Here is a 22,543-nt window from a genome sequence, read left to right on the forward strand (position 1 = left end):
GCAGGGCTTGGCGTCTCAGTTCAAATCGCGATCTTCCACAGGCGGGTTTCGTCGAACAGGTCGAAGGCTTCGTGTTCCAGGTCCAGCGGCGGCACCACCAGTTCGGCGCCGCTGCCGGGCAGGCGCGGCACCGCGCCGAGCAAGCGCTGGGTGTATTCGTGGGCCGGGTTATCGAACAACTGCTCGACCGGTGCCTGCTCCACCACCTGACCGTGGCGCATCACCAGCACGTCGTCGCTGACATGGCGGATCACCCCCAGGTCGTGGGAGATGAACAGGTAGGCCAGGCCCAGTTCGTCCTGCAGGTCGGCCAGCAGGTCGAGCACCTGGGCCTGCACCGACACGTCCAGGGCGGACACCGGCTCGTCGCAGATGATCACCTTGGGTTCGCTGGCGATCGCCCGGGCGATTGCCACCCGCTGGCGCTGGCCGCCCGACAGTTGCAACGGCCTGCGCTGGCCGAGATCTGCCGGCAAGCGCACCTGGTTGAGCAGCACAGCGATACGTGCGGGCCTGGCTGGTGCCTCGATACCGGCTACCTGCAAGGCGTCATCAAGAATTTGCGCCACGCTCCAGCGCGGGTCGAACGAGCCCAGCGGGTCCTGGTAGATCACGCTGATCTCGCGACGCAACGGCCTGCGCACTGCCTCGCTCACGGCGTTGGCCGGGCGGTTCCAGGGTTGCCCGCGATAAAGCACTTCGCCCTCATCGGGCTGCAGCAGGCCGAGGGCGATGCGTGCCACGGTGGTCTTGCCCGAGCCGGACTCGCCGACAATGCCCAGGGTGCGCCCGGCACGCAGGGTAAAGTCGACGCCCTGCACCACCTGCCGCACCAGCCCGTCCGGGCCGAGGTAGCGCTTGCCCAGGCCACGGCCTTCGAGCAAAACGTCGCTGTGCGAACGTGCCCGCGGCTCATTGCGCACGCCAACCCGCTCGGGTGACAGCCGGCTGCCGCGCGGGTGCTCGGCCGGTACTGCCGCCAGCAAGGCCTGGGTGTAGGCGTGACGCGGCTGGCGCAGCACCTGCTGCATCGGCCCCTGCTCCACCACTTCGCCATGGCGCAGCACCACCACCTCATCGGCCAGTTGGGCGACCACTGCCAGGTCGTGGCTGATGATCAGCAGCGAGGCGCCACGGGCCTTGATCTGCTGGAACACTTCAAGAATCTGCGCCTGCACGGTGGCGTCCAGCGCGGTGGTCGGCTCGTCGGCGATGACCAGCGCGGGGTCCATGGCCAGGGCACTGGCAATCAGTGCACGCTGGCGCAGGCCACCGGACAACTGCCCGGGCCGCTGGCGAGCACGCAGTTCGACATCCGGCACGCCTACCCGCTCGAGCAACTCATGCATGCGCGCAGTACGGGTGTGGCGGTCACCGTATCCGTGGGTCTGCAGCACTTCGAGAATTTCCTTGCCCACCGGCCGCAATGGGTCCAGCGACACCAGCGCATCCTGCAGCACGAAGCCGATATCCTTGCCACGCACGGCGCGCCACTGGCGCTCGCTGAGGTCGAGCAGGTCGTGGCCGCCGAAACTCAAGCGACGGGCACTCACCTGCGCTCGCCCTCCGGCCAGCCCGACCAGGCAGCGGACACTGACGCTCTTGCCCGAGCCAGACTCGCCGACCAAGGCCAGGCAGCGGCCAGGCGGTAAGGTGAAGGACAGATCACGGACCACGCTGGCGCCATCAAAGGCCACGTTCAGCCCTTCGACGATCAAGGTCTTGTCGCTCATGGCAGGCGCCCCTCCAGGCGTTGTTGGATGTAGCGGCCCGTCACGGTGGTCGCCAGGGTGGTGAGGACGATGAACAGGCCAGGGAAGAAGGTGAGCCACCAGGCATTGGCGATGAAGTCACGCCCCATGGACAACATGGTCCCCCACTCCGGCGCCGGCGGCCGCGCGCCCAGGCCGAGGAAGCTCAGCGCCGAGGCCCAGACGATGGCCTGGCCAACGCCCATGGTCAGCGTCACCACCAGTGGGCGCATGGCGTTGGGCAGCAATTGGCGCAGCACGATGCGCGAGGTCGGGTGCCCCAACGCCCGCGCCGCTTCGATGTAGCCGGCGTTGCGTACCGCCAGCACCTGGCCACGGACCATGCGCGCGTACCCCGGCGCACCGCCCAGCCCGGTGGCGACGATCAACGGGCCGACACCGCTGCCGAACACCGCCACGAACAGCAGCGCCAGCACCAGGCTGGGGAAGGCGAACAGCACTTCCAGCAACCAGCCCACCGCACGGTCCACGCGTGCGCCGCCAAGGCCACCGAGCAGGCCGAGGGCGATGGCGATGGCCATGGAAATGGCCGTAGCCGCAAGGCCGATCAGCAGGCTCTGGCGGGCGCCGTGGATGATCCGCGCGAAGATGTCGCGGCCTGACTGGTCGGTGCCCAGCCAGTGCGCCCAGCTGGGTGGCTGGAAAGCCTCTCGCGGCACGATGGCCAGTGGGTCGATGCGGGTGAACAGCCCCGGCGCCAACGCGGCCAGAAGCAATGCGAACAGGAACAGGATCGCCAGGCTTGCGCCCAACGGCGGCAGTTTCACTTGGCGCTGCCGGCGCAATGGCGCGAGCACTTGGCCATGGGTCAGGTCTGTCATGCTACAGCCTCCTGCTGCCGAGGGTCGATCCACTGGTACAGCAGGTCGACCAGAATGTTCGCCAGCACATAGCCGGCCGCCACTACCAGGCTGATGCCGATCACCAGCGGCAGGTCCTGGGCCTGCACCGCCTGGTACAGCTGGCGGCCCACCCCCTTGCGGGAAAAGATCACCTCGCACACCACCGCACCACTGATCAGCGCGCCGATGGCCCAGCCCGACAGCGACACACCTGGCAGCAAGGCATGGCGCAAGGCGTGCCGAAAGCGCACGGCCAGGTCACTGAGGCCACGTGTGCGGGCGGTGAGCACGAAGGGTTGATCGAGGGTCAGTTCCAGCGACTCCCGGGTGACCTGGGCAATGAAACCGGCCAACGGAATCGCCAGGGAAAACGCCGGAAGTATCAGGCTGGCAAAGCTGTCGCTACCGGCCGGCGGGAACCAGCGCAGGCCGAAGGCGAATACCGCCAGCAGCACCACCCCGAGCCAGAAGTGCGGCAGCGCCGCGCTGAGGGTTTCCGCCAGCGAGGCGATGCCGCCGACCAGCCTGCCGCGCCCGGCGGTGACCACTGTCAGCAGCAGCACCAGCATCCAGGCCAGCAGCAGGGCGGCGATGGTCAGTTCCAAGGTCGCCCCGCCCTGCTCGGCCAGCACACGGGTAACCGGCAGGTGCTGCGAGTAGGACACCCCCAAGTCACCTTGCAGCAGGCGCCCGAGGTAGAACACGTACTGCACGGCCAACGGCTTGTCGAGGTCGTACTCCACGCGCGCGGCTTCAATCGCTTCCGGCGTCGGGTTGCCACTGGGGCCACCGAGAATCGCCAGCACCGGGTCACCCGGCATCAGCCGCAGTGCGAAGAAGGTCAGGGTCGCCACCGCCCACAGCACCAGCACGCCACCGGCCAGGCGGATGGCGGCGCGCCGGCCCAGGGCGGCAAGGCGTTCGCGACGCGGGTCGGTCACCGCGAGTGTCGTCGTAGTCATTTGTTCACCCATGCGTCGTAGAGGTAGGTCACCGCCAGCGAAGGTTCCAGTCGCACGCCATGGGCGGTCTTGTAGATACCCAGGCGCGTGCTTTGTGGGTACGTGGTGAGTTGCAGGTACTGCGCGGCGGCTTGTTGCTGTGCCTGGAAGTAGCGCTGGCGGCGCAGGTCCGCGTCCTGGGTGGCCAGGGCACTGTCGAGCAGTGCGTCGTAGCCCGGGTCGGCGTAGCCGGAGGAGTTCTGGTGATAGCCGCCAACCCCGGCAGGCTGCACGAACGCGGTGGTGAAGATGATGCGCAGCACGTCAGGGGTGTTGGTGTTCCAGTAGCCGGTGCGGATGTCATAGTCCCAGGCGGCCTGGCGGGCGGTGACCTGGGCATCGCTCATCTGGTCCAGCACCAGTTCCAGGCCGGCCTGCCGGGTAGTGGCCTGTACCTGCTCCCACAGGGTCAGTTCCGACGGCGGCGTGCGCGCACCGATCAGCACGACGGCGCGCAGCCGCTGGCCGTTCCTGGTGCGGTAGCCTTCGCTGTCGCGGCCGGTCCAGCCAGCCTCGTCGAGCAGCCTGGCGGCGCGGGCCGGGTCGTAGTCCTGGCTGCGCTCGAAGTCACCGCTGTAGAACGGCGTGGCCAAGCTCAGCGGGCCACCGGCGCGGGGGAACTCGCCGAAGTACACACTCTTCAGTGCACCCTCGACATCGGCGCTGCGAACGAAGGCCTCGCGTACACGGATGTCGTCGAACGGTGCGCGGCGCAGGTTGAAGGTGCCATTGGTGGGGTTGCCCGGGCGCTGGGCGATGATCAGTTCCAGGTCCGGGTTGCGCCGTGCTGCTTCGTGCGACTCTGGTGGCAATGCTTCGATCACATCGACCTCACCGGCCTGCAGCGAGGCGAAGCGCACCGACGGTTCCTGGATGAACTTCCAGACGATGCGTTCCAGGTACGCCGGGCCTTGGTGGCGTGCGGTAGGCGGCGCCCAGTTGTAGGCCGGGTTGCGCACCAGTTCCACCTGGTTCTGCCGGTCCCAGCGCACCACCTTGAACGGCCCGCTGCCGACCGGGCTTTCGCAGTTCTGGTCACGGCTGCGTTGCAATGCGGTGGGCGACTGGATGCCGAGAAAGCCCTGGGCCAACACTTCGAGGAAAGCCGCATAGGGCGTCGCCAGACTGACTTCGGCCGTGTAGGTGTCGAGCACCTTGGTGCCGCGGTACTGGCGGATGTAGCCACCGGCGGTACTGGATTGGGTCTTGGGGTTGGCCATGTGGTCGAGGTTGGCCTTGACCGCTTCGGCATTGAACGGTGTGCCGTCGGTGAATTGCACGTCGCGGCGCAGGTGGAAGGTGTAGCGCAGGCCATCTGGCGAAACCTCCCAGCTTGTCGCCAGCCAGGGGCCGATCTGGCCGTTGCTGTCCATCGACACCAGCGAATCGAGGTACTGCTGGGCAATGAAAACCTGCGGCATGTCGCCGGCCACATGCGGGTCCAGGCAGGTGGGCTCGCGGTCGGTGGCATAGACCAAAGTGCCGCCCTGCTGCGGCTGGGTACTTTGCGCCGTGTGCTGCTCGTTCGGCTTGCAGCCGAGCAAGGCCAGTACGGTGCAGAGCGGAATCAGGGGGAGGATGGGTGTGTTCAAGGGCGCTCCTGCGGTGACTGGGCTTCGATAGGCCTGTTGCAGGAGTTGTGCCGGGTTCAAGAGGTTGATTTTGTTGGGGTTTGCCGAGGGTGAGGTGCTGTTGCGAGGGCAAAGTGTGTGAGGGCTGTTCGAATGGCAACAGTGCTGTTCCGGCCTGTCGCCAGCCAGCTGGCGACGGGCCGCGCTCGGGCGCCCGTTGCGGGGCTCAGGCCGCCTCCCCTTGCCGGCTCCACAGCCGATGGTAATACCCCCGCCGCGCCAGCAGCTGCGCATGGCTGCCATCCTCGACAATGCGCCCGTCCTCGAACACCACGATCCGGTCAAGGTGCGCCACGGTCGACAGCCGGTGTGCCACCACGATCACCGTCTTGTCGTCCATGATCTCGTCGAGCTTGTCCTGGATATAGCGCTCGGTGATCGAGTCGAGGCTTGACGTGGCTTCGTCCATCACCAGGATCGGCGCGTTCTTCAACAGCACCCGGGCGATGGCGATACGCTGACGCTGCCCGCCGGACAGCTTCACACCGCGCTCGCCCACCAGCGATTCGAAGCCCTGCTCCATGGCTTCGATGAAATCCCGGGCACCGGCCCGGTCGATGGCAGCGGCCAACGCATCGTCGCCAGCTTCCAGGCAGCCATAGTGGATGTTCTCGCGAATGCTGCGGTGGAACAGCCCCGGCTCCTGCGGAATCAGCCCGACCTGCTGGTGCAGCGAATGCTGGGTCACCGTGCGCACGTCCTGCCCGTCGATCAGCACCTGGCCCTCATCCACGTCGTACAACCGTAGCAACAACCCGAGCAAGGTCGATTTGCCCGAGCCGGACGCCCCCACCAGGCCGACCCGTTGGCCCGCCGGAATATGCAGGTTCAGGTGCTGAAAGATCGGCCGCCCGGGGTGATAGCCAAAGGTCACGTCGGCAAAATGCACCTCGCCCCGCTCCACTTTCAACGACGTTGCGCCGACCGTGTCGCGTACCTCGTGTGGCCGCACCAGGGTGCGCACGCCATTGGCGATATTGCCCATGGCCTCGAAGAACTCCAGCAAGCGCCGCGACAGCCCGGCCACATCCGTGATGATCATCAGCGACAGGCTGGTAGCGGTAACGAAGGTGGCGATGTCGATGCTGCCGCGCTGCCACAACCACAGCGCCAGCAGCAGGATGCCAAGCTTGAGCAGCACCCCGCAGCTGTTCTGCAACCAGCGAATCTTCTCCATGTAACCAAGCGATCGGTCTGCCGCTACCACCTCGTGGTCGAGGAATTTGCCCAGGTAGCCATGCTCGTAGGGGTGGCGGGCGAACAGCCGGATATTGGTGAGGTTGGTCACCGCGTCCACCACCTTGCCGGTGCTAACGCTGCGCGCTGCGGCAAAGTCGCGGGCCAGCGGGTGGCTGCGCCTGGCCAGGAACCAGCACAGAATGAGAAAACCGACCGCCCACAGGCCCATGAATGCCGCCAGCCAGGCGTTTGCGGTGGCCAGCAGGATGACTGCCAGGGCCAGGGTCACAAGCAGCGGGATGAGATCGAAGATCAGGATCGCCAGGGTCTGCGTAGTGCCGATCGAGACCTCGCTGATACGGTGCGCCAATGCCCCGGCGAACTCGCTGGTGATGTAGCGATGCGAATGGCGTTGCAGGTAGGCGAACAAGGCCTGGGTCACCGCGCGCCGCTGACGGGGCACGGTGTAGATATGCAAGCCACTGGCGGCACGCGTGCTGACCATCTCGAGCACCAGCATCAAGGCAAAACCCGCCAGCGGCCAGCGCAATGCCGTGACGACCTGGCTCGCGTCCAGGCCCTGGCTGACCAGGCGGGTGATCTGGCCAAGTTGCCAAGGGACCAGCACGGCGCAGACCATGGCGAAGGTCTGCAAGGCGAGCATACCGGAGTAGGCCACCGGGTGGCGCAGGATGAATGCGCGAAGGAAGGCCTGCGGGGTGTCTGGCAGGTGACGGATATCCCAACCATCGGGCAGGCGGCGGGTAGATGTCACAGTGTTCTCCTTGTGTCTTGCCTACACGGCGATACGGCTGAACCAGCTTGGCTGCGCCGCCGGAAGATGAGGCACGGCGTCGAGCAAGGCGCGGGTATAGGCCTGACGCGGCTGGCCGAGCACCTGGGCTGCCGCCCCTTGTTCCACCACCCTTCCCCCTTGCATCACCAACACGTGGTCACTGACCTGCTCCACCACCCCAAGGTCGTGGGAGATGAACAGGCAAGCCAGGTTCAGCTCCGCCTTGAGTTCGGCCAGCAATGCCAGGATTCGCGCCTGCACCGACACATCCAGTGCCGATACCGGTTCGTCCAGCACCAGCACCCTGGGCTTCATGGCCAGTGCCCGGGCAATCGCGATGCGCTGCCGCTGCCCGCCCGACAACTCCAGCGGGCGGCGGTCGAGCAACCCCACCGGCAACTGCACCCGCTCAAGCAACGCCGCCGCCTCGGTGCGCTGCAACGCACGCGGTACACCCGCATGCGCCAGCGCCTCGGCCAATACCCGCAGCACGGTGTAGCGTGGGTCGAACGAGGCCTGCGGGTCCTGGAACACCACCTGGATCCCCTGCCGTGCTTGGCGCTGCTGCGCGGCAGACAACGCAAGCCAATCCTGCCCGGCCAATTGCAGGCTGCCTTGCTCCGGCCGCTCCAGCCCCAGCAGGATGCGCCCCAGCGTGCTCTTGCCGGAGCCGGACTCGCCCACCACGCCAAGGGTTTGCCCGGCGCGCAACTGCAGCGACACATCGTCCAGCACCTGACGCAGCCGGCCGTCCGGCCCGACAAAGGCCTTGCTCAGGCCACGCGCCTCCAGCACCACGGGTTGTTCGTCCACGTCATTCTCCACCAGCGCCAGGGCCGGCGCCGCCGGACGTTTGAAATGTACCGCCCGAGCCGCACTCAGCAGGCGCTGGGTGTAGGGGTCCTGCGGGTCCTGCAGAATCTGTTCGACACTGCCCTGCTCCACCACCACCCCATGGCGCATCACCGCCACCCAGTCGGCCAGGCGCGCGACTACGGCCAGGTCATGGCTGACCATCAACAGGCTGTTGTCGCGCTCGCGCAGGTGTTCCAGCAGGTCGAGAATCTGAGCCTGCACGGTCGCGTCCAGCGCGGTGGTGGGCTCGTCAGCGATCAACAGGCGTGGCTGACAGGCAATGGCCGAGGCGATCAGGGCGCGCTGCCTGAGGCCTCCGGAAAGCTGCCACGGGTATTGCCGGGCACGGACTTCGGGTTCAGGCACTCCGACCTGGCGCAACAGCTCAAGTACCCGCAGACGGCGCTGCTCCGCGGCCAGGTCGGTGTGCAACAGCAATGGCTCTTCGATCTCTGCACCCACGCGTCGCAGTGGGTCGAGCGAACCCAGCGCATCCTGCATGACAAAGCCGATGTGCTCGCCACGCAAGCGCTGCCACGCGCGCTCATCGAACTGGCGCAGGTCCTGCCCGGCAAAGGCCAGGCGCTGCGCCTGCACATGGGCACCGGCCCCGGTCAGGCCGACCAGGGTACGGGCCGTGACGCTCTTGCCCGAGCCCGATTCGCCCACCAGTGCCAGGCACTGCCCTGCGCGCAACTGCAGGTCGACGCCGTGCACCACTGGCACACCATTGAAGCTCACGTGCAGGCCGCGGATGTCCACCAGCGGTGCCTGGTTCTTCTCGAAGATGTTCATGCGCGTCTGCCCTCGCTACGGCGCAGCCAGTCTCGGCCGATGACGGTGATGGAAATGACGGTCAGGGTGATCGCCAGCGCAGGCCAGGCCATCAGCCAGGGCGCGTTGGCCATGAAGTTGCGCGCCACTGCCATCATCGCGCCCCACTCCGGCGCGGGAGGTGGTGCGCCGAAGCCGAGGAAGCTCAGCGCAGCGGCGGCGGTGATGGCGCCACCCAGGCCGATGCAGGCCAGGATCAGCACGGGTTGGACTGCGTTGGGTAGCACATGCCAGAACACCACAGCCAAGGGCCTGCGGCCCAGCGTGACGGCTGCTTCGACGAAGCCGGCACGCCGGATGGTCAGGGTCTGGGCGCGTACCAGGCGCGCATAGCGCGGCACCGAGGCGATGCCGACGGCAAGGATCAGGTTGCTGGCGCCTTGGCCGAACAGGGTGATGATGACCAGCGCCAGTAGCAGGTCCGGGAACGCCAGCAGCACATCGACAGCGCGCATCAGCAGGTTGTCCAGCCAGGCTGGGGCCAGGCCGGCGAGCAAGCCGAGCAGCGTGCCCAGGCCAAGCCCGACCAGGGTGGCGGCCAGGCCGATGAAGAGCGATGGGCGGGCGCCATGGATCAGGCGGCTGAGGACGTCGCGGCCGTTCTCGTCACTGCCCAGCCACAAGGCGGGGCTTGGCGGGTGGTAAGCCAGGCGGGCGTCGGCGGCCAACGGGTCGGTTGGCGAGAGCCAGTCGGGGAAGGTTACTGCCAGCAGTATCAAGCCCAATGTGATCCAGGCCAGCACCAGGCCAGGGCGAACCTGCCAGCTGCTGGTCACTGTGTTTGGTATGGATACGATCGCGTTCATGTCTGTCCTTCTTGTGTCGCCTGTACTGGCCTCTTCGCGGGTAAACCCGCTCCCACAGGACCACCGAAAAGGCTGAATCCGTGCGGTCCCTGTGGGAGGCCAGGGCGAACCTGCCAGCTGCTGGTCACTGTGTTTGGTATGGATACGATCGCGTTCATGTCTGTCCTTCTTGTGTCGCCTATACTGGCCTCTTCCCGGGTAAACCCGCTCCCACAGGATCACCGCAAAGGCTGAATCCGTGCGGTCCCTGTGGGAGGCCAGGGCGAACCTGCCAGCTGCTGGGCACTGTGTTTGGTATGGATACGATCGCGTTCATGTCTGCCCTTCTTGTGTCGCCTGTACTGGCCTCTTCGCGGGTAAACCCGCTCCCACAGGATCACCGCAAAGGCTGAATCCGTGCGGTCCCTGTGGGAGCGGCTTCAGCCGCGAACAAGGGCGAAGCCCTTGCCATGTGGGCTACGGTGCCGGGTTGGGAATACGGCGGTGCACGGCCTGGATCTCGGCCAGTACTTCATCGCTCAGTTGCACATCCAGTGCACTCAGGTTTTCCTGCAGCTGCAGCAAGGTGGTCTGCCCGGTAATGGCACTGGCCACGAACGGCTGGCGTATGACGAAAGCCAGGGCCAGTTGCGCCGGTGTCAGCCCATGCTCCCGCGCAATCCGCACGTAGCTGGCAATCGCGTCGTTGGCCTCCTCGCTGCCGTAGCGATTGAACGTGCGATACACCGACGACAATCGCGAGCCCTCCGGCCTTGCCCCGTTCAGGTACTTGCCGGTCAACGCCCCGAACGCCAGCGGCGAATAGGCCAGCAGGCTCACCCCTTCGCGATGGCTGAACTCCGACAGGCCGTTTTCGTACAAGCGATTGAGCAGGCTGTACGGGTTCTGAATGCTGGCAATGCGCGCCAGGCCCTTGTCCTCGCTGTGCCGCAGAAACTGCGCCACACCCCACGGTGTTTCGTTGGAGACACCGATATGGCGCACCTTGCCGGCCTTTACCTGTTCATCCAGCACCGCAAGGGTTTCTTCGATGGCTGCCGTCTGCGGATGGTCGTCGACGTAGGGGTATTCACGGATGCCGAAGAAGTTGCTGGTGCGGTCGGGCCAGTGCAGTTGGTAAAGGTCCAGGTAGTCGGTGTGCAGGCGGCGCAGGCTGCCCTCAAGGGCCGCGACGATGTTCTTGCGGTCGTGGTGCGACAGGCCATCGCGAATGTGCACCTGGCCGCCTGGGTCACGGGCCGGGCCGGCGATCTTGCTGGCCAACAGGACCTTGTCGCGGTTGCCGCGGGCCGCCAGCCAGGTGCCGATGTAGCGCTCGGTGGTGGTCCAGGTTTCAGCGCGGGTGGGCGTGGGGTACATCTCGGCGGTGTCGATGAAGTTGATGCCTGCAGCAAGGGCAGCGTCCAGTTGCTGGTGAGCATCCTGTTCGCTGTTCTGGTGCCCCCAGGTCATGGTGCCGAGGCTGAGCAGGCTGACTTGCAGGTTGGTGTGGCCGAGTGGGCGGTAGCGCATGGGTGCATCCTTTTGAATGTGTGTCGGGTTTCAAATCCTGGGGCTGCCTTGCAGCCCATCGCCGGCAAGCCAGCTCCTACAGGATCACCACAGGTTTCAGGTTTGCCCGGCACCTGTGGGAGCTGGCTTGCCGGCGATTGGGGCGCAAAGCGCCCCTAAGCAGCGAACTGGTTGTGTGCCTTGGGCAACCCCAGGTGCTCACGCAGGGTGGTGCCGGTGTATTCGGTGCGGAACAACCCACGTTTCTGCAGCAGCGGCACCACCTCTTCGACGAACACCCGAGCACCCGACGGGAACATGTCGGGCATGATGTTGAAACCATCCCCCGCCCCCGCCAGGAACCACTCGGCCAGGGTATCGGCAACCTGTTCCGGGGTACCGACGGCCAACCGGTGCCCGACCAGAATCCGCCGCGACAGCTGGCGAATGGTCAGGTTCTCGCTGCGCGCCAGGTTCAACTGGGCCTCCAGAAAACCATGCGACCCCCGCTCGAAATCTGCCACCGCGCCAATTCGCGCCCAGGGCAATGGCGCATCCGGATCCAGCTCGCTGGCATCGATACCGATACGCCCCGCCACCTGCTGCAACAGGCCGTGCTCGCCATGCCAGGCATTGAGTTCGTCGAAACGTGCATGGGCCTCGGCCTCGGTGCTGCCGATCACGGTCGACAGGCCGGGCATGATCTTCAGGTGCTGCGGGTCACGGCCCCAGGCTTTGGCCCGTGCCTTCATCTCCCGATAGAACGCCTGCCCGTCGGCCAGGGTGGTCTGGGTGGTGAAGATCGCATCGGCATAGCGTGAACCCAGTGCCTTGCCACCTTCGGAAGAGCCAGCCTGCACCAGCACCGGCCTGCCCTGCGGCGAACGCGGCAGGTTCAGCGGCCCCTTGACCTGAAAGTGCTTGCCCTTGAAATCCAGGGTGTGGACCTTGCCCGGGTCGGCAAAACGGCCGGCGCCGCGGTCACCGATGATCGCGTCGTCCTCCCAGCTGTCCCAAAGCTTCAGGGTCACGTCGACGAACTCCTCGGCCCGCCCGTAGCGGTCCACATGCAACGGCGCGCCAGCCAGGCCGAAGTTGTGTGCTGCCGCGTCACCGGCATTGGTCACCACATTCCAGGCTGCGCGGCCGCCGCTGATGTGGTCCAGCGAGGCAATTCGCCGGGCCAGGTTGAAAGGTTCGTTGTAAGTGCTGGAGCAGGTCGCGATCACGCCGATGCGCTCGGTGGCGGCCGCCACTGCGGTAAGCAGCACGGTCGGCTCCAGGCGCCCGCCAGGCTGGGCGGACACATCCGGCGGCAACGCCGGGCCATCGGCAAGGAAGATCGCATCCAGGCAACCGCGCTCGGAAATACGCGCGATATCGCGGTAATAGTTGACGTCGATATAGGCGTCGATTGCCGCCTCACCCTGGCGCCAGGCGCCGGAATGCGAGCCGAAGCCGAGGATGTTCATGCCCAGGCTCATCTGTTTCGTGGTCATGCCGGTTCTCCTGATCAGACTGCGCTGGCTTCGTCGCCGCTGCCCTGCCCTTCGCTGGCGCTGGCATGAAGGGCACGCCACGCCTGGGCCGGGCTGATGCCATTGAGGTAGTAGTTGCCCAACGCCTGCTCGCGGTAGATCGCCGGGTTGTGCGAAGCCAGGGTGCGGGCATTGCGCCAGTGGCGGTCGAGGCGCCGGGCATTGCTGGTGGCCGATGCGCCGCCGACTTCGAACAGCAAGGTGCTCGCTTCCAGCACTTGCGGCAGGACGATCTGCTGCGCCTGAAAGGCATGGATCTCGGCGTCGGTGTAAAGCTGCTCGGCTACCTCCCCTTGCTGGCCGGCTTCGTACACCGCCTGCAGGCTCTGGCCCACGGCGGTGACTTGCGCATCGGCGGCGAAGGCCAGGCTCGACAGGCGACCGATCACCGCCTGCACCCGCGGGTCTGCGGCCGGCTGCGACTGCCCCGGCACACCGAAGGCGCGGGTGCGGCCCTGGACGAACGCTACGGCATCGGCCAGTACCGCCTGGCCGATACCCGCCAGGGTGGCCAGATGCACCGCTTGGTAGAACGCGGTGAGGTACGACTCGGCACGCAACTCGCCCTTGGCGAAACGGCGCAGCAAATGCTGCGGCTGCACGCTGACCCGGGTGAAACGGGTGGTGCCACTGCCAGTCAACCGCTGGCCGAAGCCGTCCCAGTCGTCGACCCGCTCCACGCCCGGCGCACGGGTCGGCACCACGAGGCTGACAAAGTCGTCGCCATGGTTGGCCACTGCCGCCACCCAATCGGCGTACAACGTGCCGGTGCAGTAGTACTTTTCGCCGTCCAGGCGGTAACCGCCTTCGTCTTCGCTCAACTGCACGCTATTGCCGGTACTGTCGGTGCGCTCGGCCATGGCCGCGCCCCACAGTTCACCGGCGACCACGCGGGCAAACCAGTAGTCCTGGGAGGCGGCGTCGCCGGACGACAGCCGCCCTTCGACGAAGCCGAAGTGGGCGCGGAAGATTTGCGGCAGGTTGGAGTCGGCCTGCCCCAGGCGCACCAGCTGGCGCAGCAACTGCGGCAAGGTTGCGCCTGAGCCGCCGTGGCTGCGTGGCACGCGCAGGGCACCGAAGCGGGCCTCGCGCAACCAGGCCACCGGCTCATGGGCCAGGGTGCGCTGCTGCTCGCGGGCCACCGCGCCTTCGGCAATACGCGCATAGATCGGCGCAAAACGCGCATCCAGTTCGGCATCGGTAATCGTTGTTTGGCTCATGATGGTTCCTTTCTCGTGAATTCAGACGCGTGCGGTGCGCGGGTCGATGGCCTGGGTCGCCAGGTCCACCAGCAGGTTGACCAGCACGTAGATCGCTGCCGCCAGCAGGGTTACGCCGAGTACCAGTGGCACGTCCTTGCTGGCGGTAGCGTCGAGCATCAAACGGCCAATGCCTTGGCGGCCGAACAGCAGTTCCAGCACCACGGCGCCGCCGAGCAGGCTGGCGAACACGTAGCCGGCCAGGGTCACCAGCGGCACCAGGGCATGACGCAGGGCGTGGCGCAGACGCACAGCGATATCACCCATGCCACGTGCACGGGCCTGGGTGATGAAGGGTTGTTCCAGCACCTGCTCCAGCGACTGGCGCAACACCTGGGCAAGCACCGCCGCGATCGGCAGCGCCAGGGCCAGGCTCGGGAGCACCAGCGAGCGCCAACCGCTGGACCCGGACGGCGGCAGCCAATGGAAGTGAAACGCGAAGGCCAGCAGCAGCACCGTGCCGATCACGAAGTTGGGGGCCGAGGACAGCAACAGCTCGATGCCCGACACCACCGCGCGCAAACGCCGCCCGCGGTTGGCGGTGAGCAGCGCCGAGGCCACTGCCAGCAGCACCGCCAGCACAGCCGCGCTGCTGGCCAGCGCCAAGGTCGCGGCGGCCTGCTCGCCAATCGCCTGGCCGACCGGTATGCGCAACCGGTACGACTCGCCCAGGTCGCCCTTGGCCAGGCGCGCCAGGTAGTGGCCGTATTGCACCCACAGCGGTTGATCGAGGCCGTACTCGGCGCGCACCTGGGCCAGCAGCGCTTCGCTCGGCATGGCATCCGGGCCGCCGAGGATCGCCAGGGCGGTGTCGCCACCGCTGTGTTGCATGCCAAGGAAGGTCAGGCTGGCCGCCGCCCATAGCACGATCACACCGTCACGCAGGCGGCGCAGCAAGATGATCAGCAGTTTCATGGTTGCTCCTTTGCCAGCCACACGCTGGTGAACAGGGGAACGTTGTGCGAACCATCGAACAGCACGCCGCCGACCGCGTTGCGGTACGCCAGCAGCATCTGGCTTTCCACCGAGGGCACGGCCGGCACGGTCTCGCCCAGGCGTTGCTGGGCCTGGCGATACAGCTCGCGGCGTTGCGTCGGGTCGGTGCTGCGCCGGGCGGCACCGAGCAACTGGTCGAGGGTGGTATCACGGAAGTGGCCAACGTTCTGGCCGATCATTCGTGCGCTGGGGATGGATTGGCTGTGGTAGAGGATGTACAGGCCATCGGCCGTGTTGGTGTGCCAGTAGCCACCGCCGATGGCGTCGAAGTTGCCGAGGTAACGCAGCTCCATGACCTTGCTGAGCGGCAGCAGCTCGATGCGCAGGTCGAATCCGACCTTGCGCAGGTCTGCCTGGGCAGCCACCGGGACATTGGCCGGGAACGCCGGGTTGTCATAGGTCAGCAAGGTCGCCCCGAGGCGCCGGCCATCACGGCTGCGATAGCCTTCGCCGTCACGCCCGGTCCAGCCGGCGGCGTCGAGCAAGCGCCCTGCTTCGACCGGGTCGAAGGCCAGGGCATCGCGGGCCACCGGGTCATAGCCGGGGGTATTCACGGCGAGGAAATCCCCCTTGGCCAGGTACTCGCCGAAGCCGGAGATCCACGCCAGGCCATCACGGTCGATGGCCTTGGCCACGGCCTGGCGCACCCGCACGTCATCGAACGGCGCACGGTCGACATTGAAGGTGATGCTGCGCGACGGGTTGCCCTTGCGAATGCGGTTGCGCAGGGTCAGCTTCGGGTTGGCGCGGATCGCCGCGGCATTCTGCGCCGGTGCGTCCAGGGCCATGTCGTTGTCGGCAGCCTCCAGGGAGGTGTAGCGGATCATCGCTTCGGGCACGTAGCTCAGCTCGATGCCGTCCAGGTAGGCCTCGCCCTGGTGGTTGATTGCCGGCGGTGCCCAGTCGTACCCCGGGCGACGGACAAAGCTGGCACGCTGGTCGCGCACCCAGCCGGTCAGCACGAAAGGCCCGGTGCCGATGGGCTGGCTGGCGATGGTCTTCGGCGCCTCGAGGATCTGCCGTGGCGAGATCATCCCCAGCCAGGCCTGCGACAGCACATCGAGAAACGGCGCATAGGGCGCACGCAGGGTCGCCTCGAATGTGTACTCGTCCACCACCCGCCCTTGCAGGTACGGCGCGATATAGGCGGCGGCGAGTGGCGACTTGGTCACGGGGTCACGCATGTGTTCGAGGTTGACCCGCACCGCCTCGGCGTTGAAGCGCTCGCCATCGCTGAAAGTGACGTCGTCACGCAGGTGGAAGGTGTAGGTCAGGCCGTCGGCGCTGATGTCCCAGCTTTTCGCCAGCCACGGCGTGAGGGTGCCGTCCTCGGCCTGGTACACCAGGCAGTCGAACAGGATGCGGCCCATCCACTGCATGTTGCCGTTGGACAGCGCGTGTATATCGAAGCTGCCAGCGTCGCTCGCCGCTGACACGCGCAGGGTGCCACCGCGCTTGCCGGGCTGCTGCTCGACGAAGTCGCTGGCCGGGTAGCGCATCACGCCGTTCACTTCGCTGAGCGCTTCGCCCTTGAGCAGCGCCTGGCTCTGCGCGGACATGGCGGGTGAGCAGACGGCAACCATCAGCGCACTGGCCACCAGGCATATATTGAATAATCGGGAATTCGGCTGCACAACGGGCCCTTTATATAGACGGCTACATAAAGGGCTATTGCAGTTGTCGTGCCAGCGCTAACACTGCGCATTCATTGAGGTTAGTTCAAACCGCCTGACGCATTAACCATACAAACTGTTTCATCCCTGTTGCGCTGACAACATCCAACCCTTTTGGCTGCGCTGTCGCGTAGATAACTGAAATTGCAAGCAATCCGCACCCCCTGTGGGAGCGGCTTCAGCCGCGAAGAATCCAACGCGGTGCATGGCACCGGCTGCGCCGGTGTTCGCGGCTAAAGCCGCCCCCACAGGTTGCGCCATAGCATTCGGATATTTGGATATAACCTGCACTGTTCCGCAAACAACAGGGGCGCAACAAAATTTGCTGTTTTATTCAGCACTTCACACTAAAACTTTGGCCACACCCCCAAACTTCCGGCCTTTCGCCAGCTGGCACAGAAACTGCTCTTACACATTTCGACAGGCCTGACTATTCCCATAGAACGCCGAGGACCTACGATGACTTGCAAGGAATTGAACGATGCGTGCGATTCAACCCCAACCACTGCGCCTGGCCATCCGCCACGCCGCCCTGGCCACCGCGGCCACGGCCCTGCTGGCCCCGGTCACGGTACTGGCCGCTGAGCAAACCCTGGGCACGGTGACCGTGCAGGCCGCCAAGCAATCCGAAGTACAACAGGCCGCCAGCGCCCTGGCCGAGGTGCCCGGCGGCACCAGCGTGGTCGACAGCGAAGAGGTCGCCAAAGGCCGCACTGCCACACTGCAGGACACCCTCGGCTACCAGCCCGGGGTATTCGTGCAGTCCACCGGCGGCAACGACGCGGCGAAGATCTCGATCCGCGGCTCCGGTGCCAATACCTCGCCCGGCTATTTCCGTGAGGGCATCAAGTTCCTGTTCGACGGCCTGCCGCTGACCGGCCCTGGCGGCACACCCTACGAATTTCTCAACGCCAGCGGCGTGAACTACACCGAGATCCTGCGCGGCGCCAACGCCTTTCAATATGGCGCGCTGACCCTCGGCGGCGCGGTCAACTTCGTCAACCACAGCGGCTACAGCGCCCCCGGCCTGCGCGTGCGCGCCGAAGCCGGCAGCTACCACTACCAGAAGCAGAGCATCAGCTACGGTGGGGTCGAGGGCGACCTGGACTACTACCTGCAGGCCGACAACTACCGCAACGAGGGTTTCCGCGACTACAGCCTGTCGAAGAGCTCGGGCATCGTCGCCAATGCCGGCTACCGCTTCAGCCCCAAGCTGGAAACCCGCCTGCTGCTGCGCTACCGCGACGAAACCCACAACGACCCCAGCGCCACCACCCTCGACGCCGCGCTGCACCACCCGCGCCGCGCCAGCGCTACCGCCGAGAGCAGCGGTGCCGGTGCACGCCGCCCGGGCAGCATCTGGGTGGGCAGCAAGACCACTTATACCTTTGACGACGATGCACGGCTGACCTTCGGCCTGTCGTATCACGACTATCGCCACACCAACAGCCCGCGCAGCCCGAGCAATCCCAGTTACTGGGACTGGCACGACCTCGGCCTGCTGCTGGGCTACGACCGGGTCGACTACCTGTTCGGCCACGAAAGCCGCAGCAGCATCGCCTTCACCTCCACCCAGCACCTGCGTGGCGGGGTGAACTCGGCCAACGACGACAAGCTGTCGCTCAAGCAGGTCAACTACAAGGATTCGTTCGACCGGGTGATCGCCCTGGGCAACGATATCAACCTGGTCGACAACCTCTGGCTCACCAGCGGCGTGTCGTTCATCAACGTGCGGCGCAAGATCAACATCGACCACGCGGTGAACCCCAACACCACCAACTTCCCGCAGCATGTGGACTACGACAACTGGAGCGTCGCCCCGCGCATCGGCCTGCGCTACGAGTTCAGCCCGAACCTGCAGGTATTCACCAACTTCAGCCGCAGCATCGACCCGCCTGCTTCCTGGGAATACTCGGGCTCCGGGCCGACCCTGCCTTACATCCGCCCGTTGGTGGAGCAGAAGGCCAACACCTTCGAGGTCGGTATCAAGGGCTCACACGGCATCTTCGATGGCAGCCTGGCACTGTACCGCTCGTGGATCCACGACGAGCTGCTGAATGTGCAGATCATCCCCGCCACGTCATCGTCGGCAGCGGTCACCGGTGCCTTCAACGCCTCACCGACCATCCACCAGGGTGTCGAAGCCGGGCTCAACACCCGCCTCTGGGAAAACCCTCAGGGCGACCTGGTACGCTGGCGTCAGGTGTACACCTACAACGACTTCTACTACCGGCATGACGACACCTTCGGCGACAACCAGTTGCCGGGCGTGCCCAAGCACATCTACCAGGGTGAGCTGCAGTACCAGGACCACAGCGGCTGGTACACCGGAATCAACGTGCAGTCGGCCTCGCGCACGGCAGTGGACTATGCCAATACCCTGTATGCGCCGTCGTACACCATCTGGGGGGCGAACCTGGGGTATGAGGCACCGAAGGGCAACTGGAAGGTGTCGCTGGACCTGAAGAACCTGGCAAACAAGGCGTACGTGACGGCCGTGACGCCGGTGTACAACGCGCGCGGGCAGGATACTGCATCGTTCTGGCCGGGGGATGGGATTGGCGCGTACGTGGGGGTCGAGTTCAGGTACTGACCACGCAGCAACGTGGTTGATAGCGCGTCCATTACGCATTCGAAATCGAGCGCCGCCCCACGGCGCTCGGTTTCCAGGAGCGCTGTTCGCACCGAAGGGCTTCACGGTGCAAGTGGAAGGTTTCAGCATTGACCTGAATCAATCAAACGCCATAGGCGGTGTTGTAAACAGCACACCAAACATATGGGAATGCAGTTTGATGAGCGAGTCCAACCCGGCAACCAGAATTATCTGCAACAATCTTGAACTGGCCGATCAATTGCGCCAGCTGTTGGCACCTATAGCACCTGATTGCGAGGTACTGAGTACGCCTGGCAATTGCAGCGCCGTGCCGCTTTGCCGCTGGCTCGGTGAAGCAAAGTTGGGCTCGGCTGGGCAGGTACAGGCCGCTTTGCTGGATGCCACCGAGGTTCTCGAACAGACCCGACACGCCTTCAAATCCCGCGAACTGGGGCTGCTGCGGCGACGCTTGGTTGCATTGCTGGATAAATTGTCGGAAGATCCCCAATGATGTGAATGTGCCATCACCAGGTTCCGCCCTGCGGGAACCGGCTTTGCCGAGCAGGATAATAGGCCTGAAAGACGAAGCGCCGTGGCAACAAGTTCTTGAGCAGAACTTGTTGCCACGGCGCTTTTTTTTGGTTCAGCGGAAAGGAATCTTCACCAATACCAGGGGATGCGAATGAAGGTGACAAAAGACCTCGAGGAATTACTCAAGCGTATCCGTCTCGATCACGCAGAGATTGCCGAACGTTTTCGCTTTCTCGACTGGAGCGCCGAAGACGCCAGGCGACTAGGCGCGGCAGCTCAGTATATGGCCCCGTCCCAGCAGGCTTTCGTCGACCATTTGTACCGTCACCTGGCGGAATTCTCCACGCCGTCTGCATTGCTTCGCACGCCGGAGGTCACCGCCCGTTTGAAGCAGAGCCAGGCCGAGTACTACCAGTGCCTGTGGGGCGGCCCCTACGATGAAACCTACGTCAACGGCCGCCTGCGTATCGGCGTGATCCACCAGCAGATCGGCCTGGAGTTGAAGTGGTACCTCGGCAGCTATCGGCTGTACCTCGACGACATGCTGGAAAGCGTGTTCGGCGACAGCCCGGATGCCACGCTCTATTCAAGCCTGTTGAAGGCGGTGTTCTTCGACATGACGTTGGCCATCGATACCTACAGTGCGGCCCAGCACAAGGCGCTGGAAGACAGCGAGGCTCGCTTTGCCCGCGCGCTACGCGGTGCCAACGACGGGCTGTGGGACTGGCACGTCGACCAGGATCGGCTTTACGTTTCGGAGCGCTGGGCCAGCATGCTCGGCCTCAGCCGGGATAGCATCGGCGAGAGCAGTTCCAGTTGGTTCGGTCGCGTGCACCCGGATGACCTGCCAGATTTTCGCCATGCCATCGATGCCCATCTACAAGGGCAGACATCGTCCGTTCACCATGAGTACCGTATCCGCAAGCACAACGGTGACTACATCTGGGTCCTCGTGCGGGGGGTCGCCGAAATGACCACCCCTGGCGAGCTACGCATGGCTGGTTCCCAGTCCGATATCAGTGCACGCAAGGATGCCGAGCAGCGCCTCCAACATACCGCCCAGCACGACCCGTTGACCGGCCTGGCGAACCGCATCCGGCTTGACGAGCAGATGCAGAAGACCTTCAGGAAGCAGCGCAAGGGCGGTGACTACGAGGCGCTGCTGTTCATCGATCTGGACCGCTTCAAGCTGATCAACGATAGCCTCGGCCACAACGTCGGTGACCGCGTGCTGGTGGAAGTGGCTGTGCGCTTGAAAGAGTCCCTGCGCCCCACTGACCAACTGTTCCGCTTCGGCGGTGACGAATTCATCGTCCTGCTCCACGACCTCACCTGCGACCGCGACGCCGAGCAGATATCCCAACGCATCCTCGACAACCTGCATCAACCGCTGCACATGGATGGTCGTACCCTGGTGGTCAGCGCCAGCATCGGTATCGCGCCATTGCACGACAATGGCAAAGCCCTGGATGTGCTGCAGGCTGCCGACCTTGCCCTCTACCGAGCCAAGTCTGCCGGCAAGGCGCGCTTCGCCCACTACGACGAAACATTGCAGGACACCGCACAGCAGCATCTGGAACTGGAGTCCGCGCTAGGCCAGGCACTGCAACAGAATGAATTCGAACTGTACTACCAACCGATCTATCGCCTGGACCAAGGGACACCGCTGGTGACCGGGGTCGAAGCGCTGCTGCGGTGGCGCCATGGCGAACGCTTGATCTCGCCACTGGAGTTCATCCCTGCGCTGGAAGAGTCGGGAGAGATCATCCGCGTCGGCGAATGGGTACTGCGCCAGGCTTGCCAGCAAACCCGAGCCTGGCAACTGGCCGGGCATGAGCGCCTGCGCTGTTCGGTGAACATTTCCAGCACCCAATTGCAACAAGCCGACTTCACCCTCCGGCTGATCGATATCCTGCAAGAAAGCGGCCTGCCTCCCGCCAGCCTGATCCTGGAGATCACCGAAAGCCAACTGATGCATGACGACATGGACACATTGGCCTGCCTGCATGAGTTGACCAGCCTTGGTGTTCTGCTGGCGCTGGACGACTTCGGCACGGGTTACTCCTCGCTTGGCTACCTCACGCGCTTTCCGCTGCACATCCTCAAGCTCGACAAGAGCTTCATCACCGGCGTTCCTTACGAGAACAAACAGCGCGCGATCAGCCAGGCGATCATCGTTCTCGGCCGTAGCCTTGGCCTGGAAGTAGTGGCCGAAGGCATCGAGAGTTCGGCACAACTCGAATTCGTGGTGGGTGAAGGCTGCCATTACGCCCAAGGCTACTGGTTCAGTCGGCCACAACCTGCCGCCCAGATACAACATCTGCTCAGCACAGAAGACCGTTTCGAGGGGCGCGCAGTTACCCGGCGGGTACCCATCAGTTCAGGAGAAAAACAATGAAAACCAATCTTCCGGTCAGTGGTCGTGCCGTCGAATTCAGCGCAAACGCGAACATTCTTTCAACAACCAACCCCAAGGGCGCCATCACCTACGTCAATTCCGACTTCATCAACATCAGCGGGTTCAGTGAAGCCGAACTGCTCGGCGTCAATCACAACATCGTGCGCCACCCGGACATGCCGCCAGAAGCTTTTGCGCATATGTGGCAGACACTCAAGGATGGGCGCTCGTGGATGGGGCTGGTAAAGAATCGCTGCAAGAACGGTGACCACTACTGGGTCAGCGCCTACGTCACGCCGATGCAGCGCAATGGCGAAACAGTGGAATACCAATCGGTTCGCACGCTAC

Annotated in this window: 15 protein-coding genes and 1 pseudogene; 4 read left to right on the forward strand and 12 right to left on the reverse strand. The window is 65.0% G+C overall.

Features of this window, described 5'->3' with window-relative positions:
- Positions 1 to 20: 20 nt before the first annotated feature.
- From C163_RS16985 to C163_RS17040, 12 genes are all read right to left on the reverse strand, one after another.
- Positions 21 to 1,733, reverse strand: coding sequence for an ABC transporter ATP-binding protein (locus C163_RS16985; RefSeq protein ID WP_025339876.1), 1,713 nt, complete (start codon positions 1,731 to 1,733; stop codon positions 21 to 23).
- Positions 1,730 to 2,593: an ABC transporter permease gene (locus C163_RS16990; protein WP_025339877.1), complete on the reverse strand. Its 864-nt coding sequence runs from the start codon at positions 2,591 to 2,593 to the stop codon at positions 1,730 to 1,732. The genes C163_RS16985 and C163_RS16990 overlap by 4 nt, the downstream gene beginning before the upstream one ends.
- Entirely contained in the window at positions 2,590 to 3,576 is a 987-nt protein-coding gene (locus C163_RS16995) for an ABC transporter permease (protein ID WP_025339878.1), read from the reverse strand. Before C163_RS16995 ends, C163_RS16990 begins: the two co-directional genes overlap by 4 nt.
- Positions 3,573 to 5,207 carry an ABC transporter substrate-binding protein gene (locus C163_RS17000; protein ID WP_025339879.1) on the reverse strand — a complete coding sequence of 545 codons (1,635 nt, stop codon included), beginning with the start codon at positions 5,205 to 5,207 and terminating at the stop codon, positions 3,573 to 3,575. Before C163_RS17000 ends, C163_RS16995 begins: the two co-directional genes overlap by 4 nt.
- A gap of 205 nt (positions 5,208 to 5,412) precedes the next feature.
- Entirely contained in the window at positions 5,413 to 7,200 is a 1,788-nt protein-coding gene (locus C163_RS17005; protein ID WP_025339880.1) for an ABC transporter ATP-binding protein, read from the reverse strand.
- 21 nt (positions 7,201 to 7,221) lie between these two features.
- Positions 7,222 to 8,871, reverse strand: a complete 1,650-nt coding sequence (locus C163_RS17010; protein ID WP_025339881.1) for an ABC transporter ATP-binding protein — start codon at positions 8,869 to 8,871, stop codon at positions 7,222 to 7,224.
- Positions 8,868 to 9,716 carry an ABC transporter permease gene (locus tag C163_RS17015; RefSeq protein ID WP_025339882.1) on the reverse strand — a complete coding sequence of 283 codons (849 nt, stop codon included), beginning with the start codon at positions 9,714 to 9,716 and terminating at the stop codon, positions 8,868 to 8,870. The genes C163_RS17010 and C163_RS17015 overlap by 4 nt, the downstream gene beginning before the upstream one ends.
- Before the next feature lie 456 nt (positions 9,717 to 10,172).
- Positions 10,173 to 11,228: an NADP(H)-dependent aldo-keto reductase gene (locus C163_RS17020; protein WP_025339883.1), complete on the reverse strand. Its 1,056-nt coding sequence runs from the start codon at positions 11,226 to 11,228 to the stop codon at positions 10,173 to 10,175.
- A 155-nt stretch (positions 11,229 to 11,383) separates the two neighbouring features.
- On the reverse strand, positions 11,384 to 12,706 hold the full coding sequence (locus C163_RS17025; RefSeq protein ID WP_038408220.1) for an LLM class flavin-dependent oxidoreductase: 1,323 nt from the start codon (positions 12,704 to 12,706) through the stop codon (positions 11,384 to 11,386).
- Between the two features lie 14 nt (positions 12,707 to 12,720).
- Positions 12,721 to 13,965, reverse strand: coding sequence for an acyl-CoA dehydrogenase family protein (locus C163_RS17030; RefSeq protein WP_025339884.1), 1,245 nt, complete (start codon positions 13,963 to 13,965; stop codon positions 12,721 to 12,723).
- Positions 13,966 to 13,986: 21 nt separating this feature from the next.
- Entirely contained in the window at positions 13,987 to 14,919 is a 933-nt protein-coding gene (locus C163_RS17035; RefSeq protein ID WP_025339885.1) for an ABC transporter permease, read from the reverse strand.
- Positions 14,916 to 16,583: an ABC transporter substrate-binding protein gene (locus C163_RS17040; protein ID WP_049866770.1), complete on the reverse strand. Its 1,668-nt coding sequence runs from the start codon at positions 16,581 to 16,583 to the stop codon at positions 14,916 to 14,918. Before C163_RS17040 ends, C163_RS17035 begins: the two co-directional genes overlap by 4 nt.
- A gap of 571 nt (positions 16,584 to 17,154) precedes the next feature.
- Between C163_RS17040 and C163_RS17045 the strand changes: the two genes are divergently transcribed.
- The 4 genes and pseudogenes from C163_RS17045 to C163_RS27750 form a co-directional block, all read left to right on the forward strand.
- A complete protein-coding gene (locus C163_RS17045; RefSeq protein ID WP_025339887.1) occupies positions 17,155 to 19,266 on the forward strand; it encodes a TonB-dependent receptor domain-containing protein in 2,112 nt (703 codons plus the stop codon).
- A gap of 199 nt (positions 19,267 to 19,465) precedes the next feature.
- A complete protein-coding gene (locus C163_RS17050) occupies positions 19,466 to 19,777 on the forward strand; it encodes a hypothetical protein (RefSeq protein WP_025339888.1) in 312 nt (103 codons plus the stop codon).
- Positions 19,778 to 19,948: 171 nt separating this feature from the next.
- Positions 19,949 to 22,195, forward strand: a complete 2,247-nt coding sequence (locus C163_RS17055; RefSeq protein ID WP_025339889.1) for a bifunctional diguanylate cyclase/phosphodiesterase — start codon at positions 19,949 to 19,951, stop codon at positions 22,193 to 22,195.
- Positions 22,192 to 22,521, forward strand: a pseudogene (locus C163_RS27750) (PAS domain-containing protein); the annotation flags it as partial. The gene C163_RS17055 and the pseudogene C163_RS27750, both read left to right, overlap by 4 nt.
- Positions 22,522 to 22,543 lie beyond the last annotated feature (22 nt).

It is taken from the genome of Pseudomonas sp. FGI182 (genome assembly GCF_000511325.1).
GTDB classification, from domain to species: Bacteria; Pseudomonadota; Gammaproteobacteria; order Pseudomonadales; family Pseudomonadaceae; genus Aquipseudomonas; species Aquipseudomonas putida_Z.